At 38.6% G+C, this 18667-nt stretch carries 18 protein-coding genes; 15 read left to right on the plus strand and 3 right to left on the minus strand.

The genetic code is table 11. From position 1 onward, the window contains the following. Positions 1-69: 69 nt before the first annotated feature. Positions 70-348, minus strand: a complete 279-nt coding sequence (locus ABD005_RS14830) for a peptidylprolyl isomerase (RefSeq protein ID WP_215981106.1) — start codon at positions 346-348, stop codon at positions 70-72. Positions 349-596: 248 nt separating this feature from the next. Between ABD005_RS14830 and ABD005_RS14835 the strand changes: the two genes are divergently transcribed. Continuing rightward, a complete protein-coding gene (locus ABD005_RS14835; RefSeq protein ID WP_343818404.1) occupies positions 597-1148 on the plus strand; it encodes a DUF2058 domain-containing protein in 552 nt (183 codons plus the stop codon). Between the two features lie 125 nt (positions 1149-1273). Then, on the plus strand, positions 1274-1642 hold the full coding sequence (locus ABD005_RS14840) for a glutaredoxin family protein (protein WP_215981126.1): 369 nt from the start codon (positions 1274-1276) through the stop codon (positions 1640-1642). An 80-nt stretch (positions 1643-1722) separates the two neighbouring features. Here ABD005_RS14840 and ABD005_RS14845 read toward each other — a convergent pair whose 3' ends face one another. Beyond that, complete coding sequence (locus ABD005_RS14845) at positions 1723-2334, minus strand: TetR/AcrR family transcriptional regulator (RefSeq protein WP_343818406.1); 612 nt, start codon at positions 2332-2334, stop codon at positions 1723-1725. Between the two features lie 207 nt (positions 2335-2541). On the opposite strand from ABD005_RS14845, the gene ABD005_RS14850 reads away from it, so the two are divergent. The 8 genes from ABD005_RS14850 (at position 2542) to ABD005_RS14885 (ending at position 12039) form a co-directional block, all read left to right on the plus strand. Next, on the plus strand, positions 2542-3297 hold the full coding sequence (locus ABD005_RS14850) for an SDR family NAD(P)-dependent oxidoreductase (RefSeq protein ID WP_215981109.1): 756 nt from the start codon (positions 2542-2544) through the stop codon (positions 3295-3297). A gap of 138 nt (positions 3298-3435) precedes the next feature. Next, positions 3436-3834 (plus strand): YkgJ family cysteine cluster protein, encoded by a 399-nt coding sequence (locus ABD005_RS14855; protein WP_343818409.1) that lies wholly within the window; start codon positions 3436-3438, stop codon positions 3832-3834. Positions 3835-3971: 137 nt separating this feature from the next. Continuing rightward, positions 3972-4988, plus strand: coding sequence for a protein-methionine-sulfoxide reductase catalytic subunit MsrP (gene msrP / locus ABD005_RS14860; RefSeq protein ID WP_343818410.1), 1017 nt, complete (start codon positions 3972-3974; stop codon positions 4986-4988). 119 nt (positions 4989-5107) lie between these two features. Beyond that, positions 5108-5719, plus strand: a complete 612-nt coding sequence (msrQ, locus tag ABD005_RS14865; protein ID WP_343818411.1) for a protein-methionine-sulfoxide reductase heme-binding subunit MsrQ — start codon at positions 5108-5110, stop codon at positions 5717-5719. Between the two features lie 216 nt (positions 5720-5935). Beyond that, positions 5936-7303 (plus strand): amidohydrolase, encoded by a 1368-nt coding sequence (locus tag ABD005_RS14870; RefSeq protein WP_425544908.1) that lies wholly within the window; start codon positions 5936-5938, stop codon positions 7301-7303. 24 nt (positions 7304-7327) lie between these two features. Continuing rightward, complete coding sequence (locus tag ABD005_RS14875) at positions 7328-8644, plus strand: amidohydrolase family protein (RefSeq protein WP_343818413.1); 1317 nt, start codon at positions 7328-7330, stop codon at positions 8642-8644. A 130-nt stretch (positions 8645-8774) separates the two neighbouring features. Continuing rightward, on the plus strand, positions 8775-11024 hold the full coding sequence (locus ABD005_RS14880) for a patatin-like phospholipase family protein (protein WP_343818415.1): 2250 nt from the start codon (positions 8775-8777) through the stop codon (positions 11022-11024). 136 nt (positions 11025-11160) lie between these two features. Next, positions 11161-12039, plus strand: coding sequence for a D-hexose-6-phosphate mutarotase (locus tag ABD005_RS14885; RefSeq protein WP_343818417.1), 879 nt, complete (start codon positions 11161-11163; stop codon positions 12037-12039). Positions 12040-12120: 81 nt separating this feature from the next. On the opposite strand, the gene mutH is transcribed toward ABD005_RS14885, so the two are convergent. Continuing rightward, entirely contained in the window at positions 12121-12789 is a 669-nt protein-coding gene (gene mutH / locus ABD005_RS14890; protein WP_343818419.1) for a DNA mismatch repair endonuclease MutH, read from the minus strand. A 214-nt stretch (positions 12790-13003) separates the two neighbouring features. On the opposite strand from mutH, the gene rppH reads away from it, so the two are divergent. The 5 genes from rppH (at position 13004) to thyA (ending at position 18594) form a co-directional block, all read left to right on the plus strand. Next, positions 13004-13519, plus strand: coding sequence for an RNA pyrophosphohydrolase (rppH, locus tag ABD005_RS14895; protein ID WP_215981117.1), 516 nt, complete (start codon positions 13004-13006; stop codon positions 13517-13519). Between the two features lie 185 nt (positions 13520-13704). Further along, a complete protein-coding gene (gene ptsP, locus ABD005_RS14900; protein ID WP_343818421.1) occupies positions 13705-16125 on the plus strand; it encodes a phosphoenolpyruvate--protein phosphotransferase in 2421 nt (806 codons plus the stop codon). A gap of 1 nt (position 16126) precedes the next feature. Then, positions 16127-16927 (plus strand): sulfite exporter TauE/SafE family protein, encoded by an 801-nt coding sequence (locus ABD005_RS14905; RefSeq protein WP_343818423.1) that lies wholly within the window; start codon positions 16127-16129, stop codon positions 16925-16927. Between the two features lie 141 nt (positions 16928-17068). After that, entirely contained in the window at positions 17069-17923 is an 855-nt protein-coding gene (gene lgt / locus ABD005_RS14910) for a prolipoprotein diacylglyceryl transferase (protein WP_215981119.1), read from the plus strand. Between the two features lie 59 nt (positions 17924-17982). Next, the gene (gene thyA / locus ABD005_RS14915) at positions 17983-18594 is read left to right on the plus strand and encodes a thymidylate synthase (RefSeq protein ID WP_343818425.1); all 612 of its coding nucleotides are present in this window, start codon (positions 17983-17985) and stop codon (positions 18592-18594) included. The last annotated feature ends 73 nt before the right edge of the window (positions 18595-18667 follow it).

Below are 18667 nucleotides of genomic sequence, written 5' to 3' on the forward strand. Positions count from 1 at the left end.
AAAAGGGTACGCATAATGCGTACCCTTTTTATTTATCGTATTGAGTTGGTTATAAATACGAGGGAAGTATTAGCTACGTGCGGTAACTTCTAATAAATGATAACCAAATTGTGTTTGTACTGGGCCTTGTACTTCATTTAATGGCGCAGAAAAAACAACTTTATCAAACTCAGGAACCATTTGGCCTGGACCAAAGTTACCTAAATCACCACCTTGAGCGTTTGAAGGGCATTTAGAATACTGCTTTGCAGCTTCAGCAAAATCCTTACCTGCTTCAATTTCAGCTTTTAACGTTAAACATTGTTCTTCGGTGTCCACTAAAAGGTGGCGCGCACTTGCTTGAGACATACTTCGTTCCTATTTATTAAAACTGTTGAAATTATTACTATTATATTCGATATAAAGTTAACAAATTTACAGTACCTTATTTTTTCTCTAATTGAAAGTGACCTAGTTCAGGTAAATTATGCGTATGTGTAGCCTTCGATATTTAAATTTGTGCTTAATCATAACTGCAATAGCGCTTGTTTAATTTTCTCGGTAGAATATAGCCATATTTTGAGATAGTAACTTTATTTGATAAACAGGGTTTTATAATGGCTTCTCTTCAAGAGCAATTACTTAAAGCAGGGTTAACAACCAAGCAAAAAAGTCAGCAAGCGAATGCTGATAAGCGTAAAAAAAACAAACAAAAGCGTAGTGGTGTCAAGCATGAAGCAACATTGCAAGAGCAGGTAAAGCAAGATCTTGAAAAAGCGCGACTTGAAAAGCAAGCCAAAGATAATGCGCTTAACGAAGAGAAAAAACAGCAACTGGCTTTAAAAGAGCAAAGCTTACGTATTAAACAAATTTTAACTCATCATCAGCTGAAAGATGTTAAGGGTGAGAGTGAATATAACTACACTTTTGGCAGCAAAATTAAGAAGCTGCTTGTTGATGGCATAACACATAAAGCCCTAGTTAATGGTCGCTTAGCGTTATGTGGTGTGGACGATATCACTTACCTTGTAACTAGCGAAACCGCAGCGAAAGTGGCTGAACTTGATAGTTCGGTTATTTTAGTACAAAACGATAAAGTTGACACAGATACGGTAGATGAAGACGATCCGTATGCTGATTATCAAATTCCTGATGATTTAATGTGGTAATTTTGCACTAAGCGAAATAACGAAAGCGTGCTAGAATATGCGCGCTTTTTGTTTAACGCATGTACATATCGTTAGCGTTAAATGTTAATCCCTCATTTATGATTACAGAGTATTAAACTATGTTGATGTCTATTATTCGTTGGCCAATAGGTCGTTTGATTTTATTACTGAATTTTATCTTTTCGCCTAAATCACCGAAAAGACCTGCTGATCAACAAGTAAAAATTGATGCAGCAACGCAAAAATTAAGTTTGTATCAATTACCAGCTTGCCCATTTTGTGTCAAAGTTCGCCGTACCATGAAACGCGAAGGCTTAAAAATTGAGTTACGTAATATTAGTAATAATGAGCAATACCGTGATGAACTTATTCGTGAAGGTGGTAAACGCACAGTACCATGTTTACGTATTGAAAAAGACAATGGTGAAGTACAATGGCTGTATGAATCTAATGATGTCGTTGCGCATTTACAAAATGTTGCCAAAGCAGCCTAACTGTAAATAGTTAATACATTAATTTAAAAGCCGATACTTTAATTGAGCCAGCATATGCTGGCTTTTTTGTGACTGCAATATTATAAGCTTATCGTGTTATTGAAACACTCAATCGCGCGATCAATTACGGCCAATAATTCGGCTAATTCACTGCCGTTACGTGCTGATACGGCTAAACCAAATTGTAGTGTTAATAGGTAGTTGGCTATTTTATTAATATCGCAATCAGCTGTTAAGTGTTGCTCTTTTTGCTCATTTTTTAAAAATTCTGTTAAAAAATCAACTGTTTTTCGATTTATCATTGCAATAATTTGTGATGATTTTTCAGGTAAACACGAGCCTGCTAGCTCTGAGGTGCTTGAACATATTAAGCAGCCTTTCGGTAAGTTAGCATCGGTTAACATTCTGGCAATAGAGCTAAGATAATTTTTTAACCGCTCTTGCAGTGTATGTTGCTGTTCAAACAGGTGCCTAGAGTGTGAACTACCGTGAAGCTCCAAATAAAAGTCTAACACTTGATTAAATAAAGCTTCTTTATTGCCAAATGCAGCATATAAGCTCGATTTGTTAATTCCCATTGCTTCGGTTAAGTCGGCTAAGCTAGTGCCAGAGTAACCGTTACACCAAAACACAATCATTGCTTTTTCTAAAGCGGCTTTTTTACAAAAACTTCGTTGGCGCCCTGATGACATAGTAATCAACTATTATTAATAATTTATACTTGTAATTATGTACCGATAGGTATAGATTGTCAATTATGTACCGAATGGTACATAATCAAATGGTGCTCAATAATTAATTTTTGAGCACCTAAAAAGTGCACAATTGAGCAGCATCGCTAAACTGTGCAATGAAGCTATAACGAAGCAATATAACAATATAATGAAAGGAAACAGCAAATGAGCAAGTTAACAGGAAAAGTAGCCGTCGTAACTGGTGGTAACAGTGGTATTGGTTTTGAAACGGCTAAGTCTTTCAAAGCTGCTGGTGCGACCGTTATTATTACCGGTCGTTCACCAGATAAAGTCGCTACTGCAGCATTTGAGTTAGATGTAACAGGTATTGTTGCAGACGTTAGAGATTTAGCCGCAATCGATGCTTTGGTAAATCAAGTTAAGCAAGACTTTGGACACATTGATATATTATTTGTTAACGCTGGTATTTTTTTACCTGCGCCTGTTGGTCAAATTAGCGAAGCGGTATTTGATGATCAAATTAATATTAACCTTAAGGGGGCAATATTCACTACGGAGAAATTTCTTCCTATTATGAATGAGGGCGGTGCAATTATTAACCTCTCATCAATTAACGCTTATACAGGAATGCCAACAACAGCGGTTTATGCCGCTTCTAAGGCTGCCTTAAATTCATATACTCGCACTGCTGCAACTGAATTAGCGCCAAGAAATATTCGGGTTAATGCGATCAATCCAGGCCCTATTTATACGGCTATTTTTGAGAAAACAGGCATGGAAGAAGCACAGCTCAATGAACTTGCTCAGGCAATTGAAAACCGTGTACCACTAAAACGTTTTGGTCAGCCAGAGGAGGTTGCCAAACTCGCGTTATTTTTAGCTTCAGATGATGCATCATTTATCACTGGCGGTGAATATAATATTGATGGCGGTATTAACCTTAACCCTATTTTGTCATAACTTAGGCACTATTCATAAAATAGTGTCCTGAGCGTGAATAAATTATTGTAAGATAAACAAAGAGCATAACCTTAAATATGAATGGTTATGCTCTTTATAATAAGGATAATCATAAAGTTAATGGCTTAGTGAGGAATAATGAAAGATTGTAACCAGTGTGGTAAATGTTGCATCAAATATGGTGGTGACAGTCTAGCGGTAACACAAGCTGAAATTAACTTATGGGAGCTATTTAACCCTGAAATATTTGAGTATGTTAAAAATAATGATATTTGGTTTGATCCTAAAACAGGGGTAAAGCTAACCCAGTGTCCATTTTTATACATTGAAGCTAAAAAAAGCCTTGATGAGCCAACTAAATATACTTGCAGCATTTATTTAGATAGGCCCGAAGATTGTCGTCATTATCCGAGTCTTATTGCTGAAATGGTTCGTGATGAATGTGAAATGATTGAAGTGCTTGATATAGAAGATTATAAAAAAGCACAAGAGAGCTTAGATCGTTTAATGAAAGATAGTCGCCCGCCAGTTTCCTAAATCCACAACAATGCTGTTCGATTAATCTTGCATTAGTTTGAAAGTTAATTGAGCTTAAACTGCTCTTATTACGTATGAGCTTGTTATTCGTTACTACGATAAACTCAACTAACACACTACTTAATGAGGGCTGAGCTGTGCTAATAAAAACTCCCCAAAAGTTACAACTTAAAGAGCAAGACGTTACCCCTGAAAATATTTACTTTAACCGACGAGATATGCTTAAAAAAATGGGTTTTTTAGGTGCTAGCTCTTTATTGGCTTCGGCTGCTGTGAGTAGTAAGGCTAACGCTATTGAATGGTTTTCCGAGAAAGAAAAAGCGAGCTTCAATCTTGAGCCACTCACATATCAAGCGGATAACAATAACGCTAAGCTAATACTCACCCCTGAAACTAAAGTGACCACTCATAATAATTTTTACGAGTTTGGTGCGCAAAAGCATCAACCCGCTGAGTTGTCGCAAGGTTTTCAGGTTAACCCATGGCAGTTAACCATTAGTGGGGAATGTGATAAGCCAATAACCCTTGATTATGACGACTTAACGACAATGTTCACACTTGAGGAGCGAATTTATCGCTTACGCTGTGTTGAAGCGTGGTCAATGGTTGTGCCATGGATAGGCTTTTCATTAGCTGACTTACTTCGCAAAGTCAGCCCTAATAGTAATGCAAAGTATGTACGTTTTGAAAGCTTACATGATCCTGAGCAAATGCCAGGGCAACAAAATAGACGTTTAGGTGGCGGTATTAATTACCCTTATGTTGAAGGGTTACGTTTAGATGAGGCGATGAATCCGTTAACGCTGATGAGCGTTGGCTTGTATGGGAAAACCCTACCGCCGCAAAATGGCGCGCCAATTCGTTTAGTTGTGCCATGGAAGTATGGTTTTAAAAGTATTAAATCAATTGTCAGTATTAAATTGGTCAGTCAGCCGCCAAAAACGACTTGGCAGCAATTAGCACCACAAGAGTATGGCTTTTATGCCAATGTTAACCCTGAGCATGATCATCCTCGTTGGAGCCAAGCTAGCGAGCGCAGAATAACTACCGGCGGATTATTTAGCCGAAACCGTATCGAAACGTTACCTTTTAATGGCTATGGTGAGCAAGTTGCACATTTATATAAAGGGATGAATTTACGGAAGAATTACTAGGCTACACACTACTCGCCGCGATTAAAGTCCTTTTAGCTCGAACAAAAGTTAACCGAAAGATTAACAGCCCCTAAGGTACGATAGATATTTATGCATAAAGTAGTCGGGTGTAACTGAATATGAAAATAAGTATTAAACAAAAAGTATTGTTATTAAAGTTGTTGATACATATTAGCGCTTTTTTACCGCTGGCTTATTTATATTATCAAGCTTTAAACGACCAATTAGGTGCTGATCCGGTACAGCGCGTTATTCACTTTACCGGCATAGGTGCGTTTAATTTATTGTTGCTCACTTTAACAGTATCACCATTAGCGAAATACTTTAAACGCGGATATTTATTGCAAGTAAGACGCTTATTAGGTCTGTACACTTTTTTTTATGCGCTATTTCATGTACTCAACTTTCTAGCCTTTGATTTACAATTTGCTTGGGGGTTATTTATTGGAGAGGTTGTTAAAAGACCTTACATTAGTATTGGTATGGTTGCATTTTTGCTATTAAGCGCCTTGGCAATAACCTCACTTAATAGTATTAAGCGAAAAATGGGACGGTCATGGCAAAGTTTGCATAACTTTAGTTATCTTATTCTGACACTTATCGCGGTACATTTTTACTGGTCAGTTAAGTCTGAAATACTGGTGCCGCTATTTTATGGTTTACTGTCTTTTATCATCTTATTATTTAGATATAAGAAGCTACAGCAGCTATTTATGCGCTTATTTTCTTAAGTTAACTTCAAATTGAGCTAGCGTATTGTTATTAAGCGTAGATATGTGACACTTTATCGTCATAGGCTTGTTGTTTTTTGTAAAAAAACTTATTGTTGGTTACTTTTATATTTTCAAGCGACTGCAATAGGAACTCATATGCAAACTAGCTCAGCTAAATGTAAGCCGACTCACGCAACCAGAAGCTTTGCGTTAAACGCATTAGCTATTAGCGTTATGTCACTCAGCCTTAGTGCTTGTTTACCCAACGAAAAACAAGACGCTAAAGTGAGTATCAATAAAAATCCTTACCCAAGCACCTATCAAGCAATGCCATCACAAGCAACTTTGTTAACTAACGCTACCATTTTAACGGGTACGGGCGAGCGCTTAGACGATGCTGATATTTTATTGGTTGACGGTAAAGTTAAACAGCTAGGCATTGATTTATCAGCCCCTGATGCAACAGTAGTTGATATGCAAGGTAAATGGATCACCCCAGGTATTATTGATGTTCACTCACATTTAGGGGTTTACCCTAGTCCGCAGGTTGAGTCGCATTCAGATGGTAATGAAATGACCTCTCCTAATACTTCAGAAGTATGGGCAGAGCATAGTGTTTGGCCACAAGACCCTGGTTTTGAAGCAGCGCGTGCTGGCGGTATTACCAGCCTACAAATTCTTCCCGGCTCTGCAAACTTATTTGGTGGTCGTGGTGTTACGTTACGCAATGTGCCAAGCCAAACTATGCAAGGCATGAAGTTTGCTGATGCACCTTATGGTTTGAAAATGGCTTGTGGTGAAAATCCAAAGCGTGTGTATGGTAGCAGAAAAATATTACCATCTACCCGCATGGGTAATGTTGCTGGTTATCGTAGTGCTTGGCTTGCCGCTACTGAATATAAGCGTGCTTGGGAAAAGTATGAAGCAGATTACGAAGCAGGTAAAAACCCAGCTGCGCCAAAACGTGATTTAGAGCTTGATACGTTAATGGGCGTATTAGACGGTGAAATATTAATACATAACCACTGCTATAAAGCAGAAGAAATGGCGGTTATGATTGATTTATCTAAAGAATTTAATTATCACTCAGGCACATTCCATCACGGTATTGAAGCTTATAAAATTGCTGATTTATTAGCTGAAAATAATAACTGTGCTGCTTTATGGCCAGACTGGTGGGGCTTTAAAATGGAAGCCTACGATATGGTGGAAGAAAACGTAGCCATTGTTGATGCGGTTAAAAATTCTTGTGCAATTGTTCACTCAGACTCAAGTACTACTATTCAGCGCTTAAACCAAGAAGCAGCCAAAGTGATGTACCGCGCTAACGACAATGGTTTTGAAATTAAACCTAAAGATGCAATTAAATGGATCACCTATAATGCGGCTAAATCCTTAGGTATTACTGATGAAGTTGGTAGTTTAGAAGCAGGTAAAAAAGCCGATGTGGTTGTGTGGAGCAGTGATCCGTTCAGTGTTTATGCACACGCAGAGCAGGTATTTATTGATGGGGCGAAAGTCTTTGATAAGTTTGATGATAAATATCAAGCGAAAAGTGACTTTTTAATTGGACAAGAAGCAGCAACCCCTGTTTCTCAATAGATACAGACAGACTTAGGAATAATTATGAAACAATCTACATTATTTAATGCTATGTTTTCGAAAGTACCGAGCTTCTCGAAAGTATCTAACGGTTTAGGCGTGGTTTTAGTTAGCGGACTTTCTCTTTTATCAAGCCATGCTTATGCGCAGTCTACCGCTATTATTAATGCAACAGTTCACACTGTGGCAGAGCAAGGCGTTTTATCGGGCGCTGTTGTAATGCTTGATGATGGAAAAATAACCGCGATTTATACCGCTGAAACTGTGCCGAGCAAAATAGAAGCCGACATTATCGTTAATGCTCAAGGCAATATTTTAACCCCAGGTTTTATTGCTTCAAAAAACTTACTGGGTTTAGTTGAAGTGGGTGCGGTATCTCGCACTCGTGATGGCTCAGATAAAAAAGCAGATGTTACTTTTGATGCCAGTTTAGCGTTCAACCCTAAATCAACATTAATTCCTTATACGCGTAAAGGTGGAATTACCAGTAACGTGGTTATGCCTAATGGCGGTGAAGGGGTATTGGTAGGGCAAAGCTTTGTTGTTAACCTTTCTGGTGAATTTGATAGTGTTGTTAGCCCTAACAATGCTGTTATCGCTCATTTAGGTGCTAAGAGCAAAGGCTCACGTGCTATGTCATTACAAACCTTAGCAAACGAACTAGCAGACGCGCAAAAAGCACTAACGGCGGCGGGCAAATCTAAAGGAAAGAAAGACAAAACTAAAGAGCTAAAACGTGATCAACAGGTGATTAATTCGGTTGTTAAAGGCGAGAAAACTTTACTTGCTTATGCTGATAGAGCAACGGATATTTTGGCTTTATTAAAGCTTAAAGCGCAGTACAACCTAGACTTAGTGTTAGTTGGCGCGCGTGATGCCGTGTTAGTTACCAAGCAAATAGCAGACGCTAATGTACCTGTGATGACCAGCGCACTGGCTAATTTACCTAATAGCTTTGATTCATTACATAGCTCATTAGATAATATTGCGATATTAAATGAAGCTGGTATTAAAGTGATTATTGCTACTAGTGGTGAAAGTCATAATATCAACCAGTTACGCTTTGATGCAGGTGTAGCAGTCGCTAATGGCTTTGATAAGAGCGCAGCGTTAGCGGCCGTTACCGCTAATGTTGCCGATACCTTTAAACTCAATAGCGGCCGTATTGCGGTTGGTAAAAATGCCGACTTAGTGTTATGGAGTGGAGACCCGTTTGAAATTAGCACTAAAGTTGATTCTATGTGGATTAACGGTGAGCAGGTTTCAACGCAATCACGCCAAGATGTTTTACGTGACCGCTATATCAGTAAAAGCGAACTACCTAGAGCATACATTAAATAATGCGACTATTTTTATAACATTTTAGTTAACAGATTAAGGCATTGATAAGTACTATTTATCAATGCCTTGTTTTCCCTCAAAAATATCCCTACTATATTATTATTCATCCCTTGTCTAACAAGTCATTACCATGCGTTTTTTCGGTCTTGTTTTTTTACTCACATATTGCCCATCCCTTTTTGGTTATGCTGATCCACTTGAGGTCACTGACACTGTTAATGATCAAAAAAGACCTAAAATAGGTTTAGTACTTAGTGGCGGTGGTGCTAAAGGTGCTGCTCATGTTGGCGTTATTAAAGTCTTAGAAGCCAACCGTATTCCCGTAGACTATGTTGTAGGAACCAGTATCGGCGCTTATGTTGGTGGTTTATATGCATTAGGTCATAGTGCTCAAGAAGTAGAGCAAATAATGATGAATTTGCCTTGGGATGATAGTTACTCGGACATGATCCCTCGTGAGTTTTTAAGTATTGAAGATAAAAGGCTCAAAGACAAATACAATATTCCCTTTCGTTTAGGTTATAGCGATGGGCAGTTTAAATTACCTAAAGGTTTACTGTTAGGACAAACGGTTCAGCAATTAATGCAACAATCAACTGACCTTATTCCAACACTTTCGAGTTTTGATTATTTGGCGATACCTTATCGTGCTATTGCCAGTGACTTAGCAACGGCGCAAATGGTGGTACTCGACTCTGGCAGTTTAGGGAAGGCAATGAAAGCGTCTGCTGCTGTGCCAGGCATTGTTTCAGCAGTTGAAATTAATGGCAAACTATTAGTCGATGGCGGCATTACTAATAATTTACCTGTTGATGTGATTAAAGAGATGGGCGCCGATATTGTGATTGCGGTAGATATTGGCTCATCGCTGATCCAAGCAGATGAAATAACGGGTACTTTAGATGTTATTAATCAACTTTCTACTATTTTAACTAACAATACCACCTTAGCCCAAAAGCAACATTTAACCGCACAAGATATTTTATTGAGGCCCGCGATTGATGATTTAAGTACAACTGACTTTTCTGTTATGTCACAGGCTTTGATATTGGGTGAAGCGGTTGCGTTAGAATCCATCGATAAGCTAAAGCAATATAGCGTTAGTGAGCTAGCTTATCAGCAGTACCAACAACAAAAGCAAACGATTGCGGTGCTTGAAACACAAGCAATAGATGAGCCGATTATCGATATTCAATTAAATAATAACTCTAAGGTTAGCGATAATATTATTAAACGCCATTTTGATGTTGCGCTGGGCGATGTTATTACTAAGGAACAGCTTAAGCAGGCTATTGAGCGAGTATACGGTTTAGATGCTTTTGAGCAAGTTAATGCTGAGTTTGTTGATACAGCAGAGGGGCGCATTATAGTACTTACCACAGAGAAAAAATCTTGGGGACCTAACTTTATCAATATTGGTTTAAGTTTAAAAAGTGACTTTTCATCGCACTCAATTTTTGCTTTAGATCTTGCATATGTCATGAAAGACCTGACTCCTAACGGTGGTCAGTGGCTTAATGAAGTTAAATTTGGCTGGGAAAATGAGTTGGCCACTGAATTTTATCAACCACTCTCACAGCAGCAGCGTTATTTTTTACGTGGTCGGGCACAATACTCACGTGAAAAGTGGGAAGCGACTGATACTCGTACAGAGTTAACCAATAAATACTACCGAGGTAACTTATCATTAGGTCTTAACTACGCAGATTACGGCGTGATAGAAAGTGGTTTTACCAAAATAGATGGTTACTTAAAAAAATCCGACCCAAGAGATGACCATGAGTATGAATACAATTCAACTGGAGGTTATATTAACCTCAATTACGATACGTTAAATAGCATTAATTTTCCCACTCATGGTTTTAAGCTATCGTTTGAGGCTTTGCATTTTTATGATGAATATGATCCATTATTAACGGATGAAACTGAAACTGAGAGTGAGGCTACCCAGCTAACTTTAGATATTCGTGGAGCATTTGGCTTTAAAAACCATACTTTTGTTGGTATCGGATCATTTGCAACAGTGGTTACTGATGGGGATTTTACCGTGCATGTTTCAGAGTTAGGTGGTTTTCTGAATCTGTCAGGGTATCAACAAGATGCGCTTATTGGTGCACACAAAGTTTTTGCGGCTTTGGTTTATCAATATGATCTTGGTCGAACTGTTCCTGGTAGCTCAGAATTACCTATTTATGTTGGTACAAGCCTTGAGGCCGGTAATATGTGGCATGTAAGCCAGTCGGTAAAATTTAACGATTTAATTACCTCTGGCAGTTTATATTTAGGTACTGATACTAGCTTTGGTCCTGCAGTGCTCGGTGTTGGCTTTACAAGTGATGGTGAATATAGTGCATTTGTTTCGATAGGGAAAAACTGGTGATTTTCCTGTACCTCGAAATGTTTCATGCTATTAAACACCATTAAAATTTTTTACAATGAAACTCCCTATGTAATTCCCTATGTAATACCTGTAGTAGCCACTATGCGAGATGGGTATAAAGTATAAGTTGAGAGCAATGAAGCAAGTATTACTAAAAAATGAGCATGCAAGTGTCAGCGTAGAGCCGTTAAACTCTGAATTTGAAAAAATAACAATTTCCCATCGCCACTGTGAAGCTGAAATAAGCCTTTACGGTGGGCAAGTATTGCGATTTAAACCAACAGGGCAACAAGCACTATTATGGTTGAGTGATAGTGCTACTTACCAGAAAGAAAAAGCAATTAGAGGCGGCATTCCCCTATGTTGGCCTTGGTTTGGTGCTAATGATAAGCAAGTTGAACCTGCAGGTAATCACGGTTTTGCCCGACAATCTCAATGGACTATTGATAAGGTTAGCGCTGATGAACAGGCAACTACTATTATTTTAGTGCTTGAAGGGGAGCAGTATCATTCATTATGGCCACATGCTTTTAAAGTTGTGCAAACACTCGTGTTTGGACAGTCATTGAAACAAAGTTTAGCGATGAGTAATTTATCTACTGATGATGCTCAATACTCTGGAGCATTGCATACTTACTTTAAAGTGAGCCACCCGAGTAACGTTGTTATTGATACTTTAACAGGTGTTAACTTTGACGATAAATTAACGGGTTTAGCAAATACGCAAATAAACCGGGTGAGTTGTGTTGGTCCAATTGATAGGGAGTATCATAGTGCTGATGTTATGACATTGGTCGATAGTGATTACGAACACATTATTACCATAACCAGTTCAGGCTGTCAGCAGTGGGTGTTATGGAACCCCGGTAGTGAATTAGCAGCAACAATGGCTGATATACATGACCAAGGCGAGCATGAATATGTTTGTTTGGAAGCCGCTAATACACATTGGCAAACAATTACTGCGGGCACCACAGTAACCATGTCACAAGAAATAGCCGTTCAGCGTAACTAAAACTATTAACAGCCTCTAGCTATAGTTATGAGCGTGTCGATTACGACAAGCTCAAATGTTATTACCCAAGCTCAGCGCAATTTAATTAATACGCAAATAACGATGTAACAATGCTTGGGTAAAGTTTATTTTTAAATAAAAACCACGTGGTAAAGTCATAAAAGGCTTGCCGTTGCGATCAAACCCTTGTGTTTTAGCTTTACTGTTAGCGGCTTTAGGCCTTAATTGTAATACTTGTCCATGTTTACCATGAATATTTTCTACTTCACCGAGCACTATCATATCGGTCAACTCTTGCCAATCTTGTGCTAATAAGGCTTCTTCTTCTGCTGAGGGGGACCATAAAAATGGTGTACCAACAATGCGCTCACTAATAGGAACCTCTTTTGGCGTAATAACCGGTACCCAGAGCACTTTCGCTAATTTTTTTTTCACATAACAGGTTTGCCAAGTAACCCCCACTAAACCGGTGAGTGGTGCAACGCTAACGAAGGTAGTTTCAAGCGGTTTGGCTTGTTCATTGATGGGGAGTGATTTTAGTTCAATGCCTAAGTGAGGGAAGTCAGGCTCAGGGCGAGAGCCCGCGCTAGCACCTAAAACATGCTCAAGTAATAAACCAATCCAACCTTTATTTTTAGTTAAATCTTTAGGGATTTTTATTCCTGCGCTAAGTGCTATTTCACCTAATGTTAAGCCGGCAATATCTTGTGCTCTATTAAGTAGCTCTTGTTCCGATGCTGGAATTTCCATAGTGTTTGGCGTAACTCTCATAACGTTTAACGGTACTGTTAGTTTTGGTTTTATGACGATGTTTTTTCAAAATAAAGCCCGTATAACTCAGCTTTATTTATAACGGCTGGCTTATTATCAAGTTAATCATGAAAAAATAAAAGTAATCATTTGCTCAGTGCTCGTTAATATGGTTGAATTGATGAAAGAATTTTGAATATTGTCAGGAGTTCCTGTGATCGATGCCGAAGGCTATCGCGCCAACGTCGGCATAGTAATTGTTAATGACAAGGGACAGGTATTTTGGGCAAGGCGATATAGACAACATTCATGGCAATACCCTCAAGGGGGCGTTGATGAAGGTGAGTCAGCAGAGCAAACCATGTATAGAGAATTATATGAGGAAGTTGGCTTAAAACCTGAACATGTAAAAATTGTTGCCTCTACAAAGCATTGGCTAAAATATAAATTACCTAAACGTTTTATAAGACATGACTCTAAACCCGTCTGTATAGGGCAAAAGCAGAAATGGTTTTTATTAAAATTAACGGCACCAGAAGCATCAGTTGATTTGCTACATAGCCCACATCCAGAATTTGATGATTGGCGGTGGGTAAGTTATTGGTACCCCGTAAGACAGGTAGTGTCCTTTAAACGAGATGTTTATCGTAAAGTTATGAAAGAGTTTGCTAGTGCAGCTTTACCCTTAACTATTGACAGGCGAGTAGATCGCCGTAAACGTCGCGCTTAACATGTGATTAAGAATTATTATGATGTTACACAAATGGCCTGCCTCGTGCGGGTCATTTTATTTGTATCATAAGCTAGAGTTTTAGGTGGGGCGAGGTAAACGCTTCTATAATGTTACTCTATGAGTAACATTATAGAAGCTTTCCTCATGGTGGTACTATCTTGTTATAACAACTAAGGAATTGAATGTTAGATACTTTGCGCCGTATTGTCTTGGATTTTAGTCAAGACACCGAATTACAAAGTGCGCTAGAGCGTATGGTTCGTCAAGTGAAGGCAGCAATGCAAGCTGACTGTTGTTCTATTTACTTAGCAGATTATTATCAACAACATTTCGTTTTGATGGCCTCTGACGGCTTGAAGATTACCTCGTTAGGACAAACTTGTATTGCTTTTTCAGAAGGCTTAATCGGCTTAGTCGGAAAGCGTGAAGAGCCTTTAAATATTGTTAATGCACAAGAGCATCAAGAATTCATTCACGCACCAGAAGTACAAGAAGAAGACCTTTTCGCTTTTTTAGGCACTCCAATAATTCATCGCCGTAAAGTACTTGGCGTTATATCAGTACAACAAAAAGAGCAGCGCAACTTTACCGAAAATGATGAAGCGTTTCTTGTTACTTTGTCGGCGCAACTTGCCAGTGCATTAGCGAATGCCGAAATTAGAAACTTACTTACTTTTCAACAAGAACAAGCGCAAAGTGTTAAACAACTGCAAGGTGTTGCAGGCTCTCCTGGTATTGCTCTGAGTAGTATTGTCGTGTGTCAGCCACAAGCAGATTTAGCGGCGGTTTCGTTAAAATCTGCCCCGAATACGGGTGAACAACTATTACGATTTGAACAAGCTGTTAAGCAAACTAAAGCTGATTTTGAAGAGCTTAGTCAGCGTTTAAGTGGCACCATTAACGATGAAAGCTTAGCAATTTTTGATGTTTATAAACAATTACTTGATCATGCTAATTTAGGCAACGAAGTCAGTGAAAAAATAGCCCAAGGTTGGCGCGCTGATAGTGCTTTGAAATTAGTTATTGAGCATTATATACAGCAGTTTGAAGCAATAGATGACAGTTACCTTAAAGAGCGTGCCAGTGATATTAAAGACTTAGGCACGCGTTTATTGGTTAATATTCAACAGCAAGCGAAAGAAGAGCTAATACTACCCAAAGAGTTCATTTTATTAGCGCAAGATGTAACCGCGTCAATGGTTGCACAATACCAACAAGCAGGCTTGAAAGGCATTATCTCGCTATCAGGCTCAAATAACTCTCATGCTGCCATACTAGCTCGTTCATTAGGCTTACCAGCCATTATGGGGGTTAATGCCAGTGTACTGAACCAGTTACATCAAAAAGAAGTGATTATTGATGGTTACAGTGGTGAGCTATTTGTTAACCCTGATGACAGCCTTAAAAAAGAATACCAGTATTTACTAAGCCAAGAAGAAGCGCTTAGTGATAAGGTTATGGAAGTTGTTGATTTACCTTGTGAAACAAGTGACGGCCATACTATTGAGTTATTACTTAATGCTGGTTTATCAGCAAGTTTTGAGCAATCAAGTCACATTGGCGCTGCAGGTATTGGTTTATATCGTACTGAAGTTCCTTTTATGAACCGCCACTGCTTTCCCTCTGAACAAGAGCAAACCTTGCTATATCGAAAAGTTCTTAAATTTTTTCCAAAACATAGCGTTACCATGCGCACCTTAGATGTTGGCGGTGATAAATCATTACCTTATTTCCCAATTACCGAAGACAACCCTTTTTTAGGCTGGCGTGGCATTAGAATTACTTTAGATCACCCTGAAATATTTTTAGTACAAATACGCGCAATGCTAAAGGCTAATCAAGGGCTTAACAATCTTGAGATCATGCTACCAATGATAGCTAGTATTGAAGAGGTTGATGAATCTATACGTCTGATTAATCAGGCCTTTTATGAACTTAAAGCTGAGCTTAAAGCTAATTTGTTTAATGAGTTAAAACAAGAGTTTACCCGTAACCTAATGGATGAAATGGCAATAGAAGGTAGCTCACTTGATAATCAACTTTTAGATGGTGTGCTCATAGACAGCGTAACTAAAGCACGATTAGAAGAGAAGGCTGATATTGTCGCATCGCAACTGCATCGTCCCAAAGTTGGCATTATGCTTGAGGTTCCCTCTGTTATATTTCAAATGAAAGCACTGGCAGAGCGCGTTGACTTTTTTTCTGTCGGTAGTAACGATCTTACTCAGTATTTATTAGCGGTAGACCGTAATAACAGTCAAGTTGCTAATTTGTACGATGCTTTTCATCCTGCGGTGCTTGCGGCGCTTTATAGTATTGCTACGCAATCTGCACAGTATAATATTCCAATAAGTTTATGTGGTGAGCTGGCTTCTCAGCCAGCAGGTGCAATACTGTTATTAGCGATGGGATTTAATAAGCTAAGTATGAATGGACACAACGTTCCTCGTATTAAGTGGATCATTCGTCACATTAGCTATACACAGGCCGAGGATATTTTGCAGCACGTATTAACCTTATCTACCACTAAGCAAGTACATAGCTACTTAAATGAGCAGTTAGAAGCTGTTGGCCTGGGCGGCTTTATCCGCGCAGGTTGTTAAATTGAGTATATTATTGTTTATTTTTTTATGCTGCTTAGCACTGGGCAGTATTGTGGGGTTTTTAGCTGGCCTGCTTGGTATTGGCGGTGGTCTTATTATTGTACCCTCATTAGTTTATTTGCTGCCTATGGTTGTGGTAAATACTGAGGCAGTTATGCCTATGGCGTTAGGTACATCACTTGGCGCTATTGTTATTACCTCTTCAAGCGCGGCCTTAGCACATCATGGTAAACAAAATATTCCTTGGTTAATTGTTAAGCCTTTAATGTTATTGGTCGGGGCAGGCGCTTTGTTAGGCGCTTTTATTGCCGATTTTTTATCGACTAAGTCCCTGACTTTTTTCTTTGCCAGTGTTGTCATCTTATTAGCCATTTATATGCTTTTTTCTATTTCATTAGCGAAAGAGCGAGAAATGCCATCAACGCCAGTATTACAGCTTATTAGCTGGATAACAGGTATTATTGCGAGCTTAATGGGCATTGCAGGAGGCGCAATTTTAGTGCCGGCATTGAGTTACTTTGGTTTACCGTTGCGACATTCAATTGGTATTGCGACGGTATGTGGTGTTATGGTGGCTTTTTTCGGCTCACTCGGTTATATCATTACGGGCTTAGGTCAAGCCAATATGCCATCATGGAGTTTAGGGTATATTTATTTACCGGCACTACTTGGTATTGTGATTAGCTCTGCATTTTTTGCTCCTATTGGCGTGAAATACTCAAGTAAGTTACCCGTGAAAACCTTAAAGAAATGCTTTTCAGTATTTCTTATCATGGTGGCAATAAAAATGCTTGCTAGCTAATTACTTTAAGCTAACAGTAGGTATAATAGAGCCCACTTTATATTCTTTATTTATTAATTATGGTGACTTAGGACTAGCTTTATTACAGCTATTTATAAGCTTTAATAACGAGCATAACCCTTTGGTGCTTTTGGAAACAGAATGACAGAGCAATTTTTACAATTCCCAGTAATCGACCCCATTATTTTTAGTATTGGTCCTGTAGCCCTTCGTTGGTACGGCACTATGTATCTTATTGGCTTTATTGCTGCAATGTTTATGGCTAATAAGGCCGCAGATAATAGCAAAGGGTTATGGACAAGAGAGCAAGTAGGGGATTTATTATTCTATGGTTTTCTAGGCGTTATTTTAGGTGGCCGAGTAGGGTATGTATTATTTTACCAGTTTGACTACTTAATTGCCGACCCGCTGTATTTACTCAAAATATGGGAAGGGGGTATGTCATTCCATGGTGGTTTATTAGGTGTTATTTTAGCGATATTTATTTTTGCTAAAAAGACGAATAAGTCATTCTTAGCGGTTGGTGACTTTGTTGCACCTTTAGTACCTATTGGCTTAGGTATGGGGAGGCTAGGTAACTTTATTAATGCGGAGCTTTGGGGTCGTCAAACTGATGTACCTTGGGCGATGGTATTCCCAACCGATCCACTGGGATTGCCTCGTCACCCTTCTCAACTTTATGAGTTTTTCCTTGAAGGTGTCGTGCTCTTTATTATTTTATATGTGATTAGCCGTAAACCGCGCAGCCTTGGTTTAGCGTCAGGTACTTTCTTAATTGGTTATGGTGTTTTTAGAAGTATTGTTGAATTTTTCCGTGAGCCAGATGCGCACCTTGGTTTGTACTTTTCTTTTATTTCTAAAGGGCAGATATTGAGTATTCCAATGATCTTGATTGGTTTATTTATTATTTACTACGGTTACTTGAGTCAACAAAAATCGGCTATTGGTAATCAAAAAAGCGCAACTAACACGCATTCAGTTAAAGATAATAGTTAATAAGATAAATCAACAGTCAATTTTACAGATAAAATTAACACAATATTCAGAGAGAGAATATGAAACAGTACTTAGACTTACTTAACGATGTAATGACAAACGGTGAAGTAAAAGAAGATAGAACCGGTACCGGTACGCGTTCAGTGTTTGGGCGTCAATATCGTGTCGACTTATCAAAAGGCTTTCCTTTATTAACAACCAAGAAAGTGTTTTTTAAAGCGGTTGTCAATGAATTGCTTTGGTTCCTTTCTGGTAGCACTAACATTAATGATTTAGATGCTAAAATTTGGAATGAGTGGGCATTAGAAGATGGCTCACTTGGCCCTGTTTACGGTAAACAATGGACCGCTTGGGAAGCCAAAGACGGTAGCACCATTAACCAAGTTGATTACGTGGTTGATTTATTAAAAAATAACCCAAGCTCTCGTCGCATATTATTCCATGGTTGGAATGTTGAATACTTACCAGATGAAAAGCTAACCCCACATGAAAACGTAAAACAAGGAAAAATGGCGTTGCCACCTTGTCATTTACTTTATCAATTTCAAGTTATTAATAATAAATTGAATTTGATGTGTACTATTCGTTCAAATGATCTCTTCTTAGGTCACCCTTACTTTTGTGACTATCAAAATGCTACTCACGCACGAATAGGTGGTTATGTTCATTGATAAATAAAGAAAATGTACTGTAATTAATTTTATATATGGCGCGAAACGTTACGAACATTATTTATTGGTTGGA

This window comes from Colwellia asteriadis (assembly GCF_039523295.1).
GTDB classification, from domain to species: Bacteria; Pseudomonadota; Gammaproteobacteria; order Enterobacterales; family Alteromonadaceae; genus Colwellia; species Colwellia asteriadis.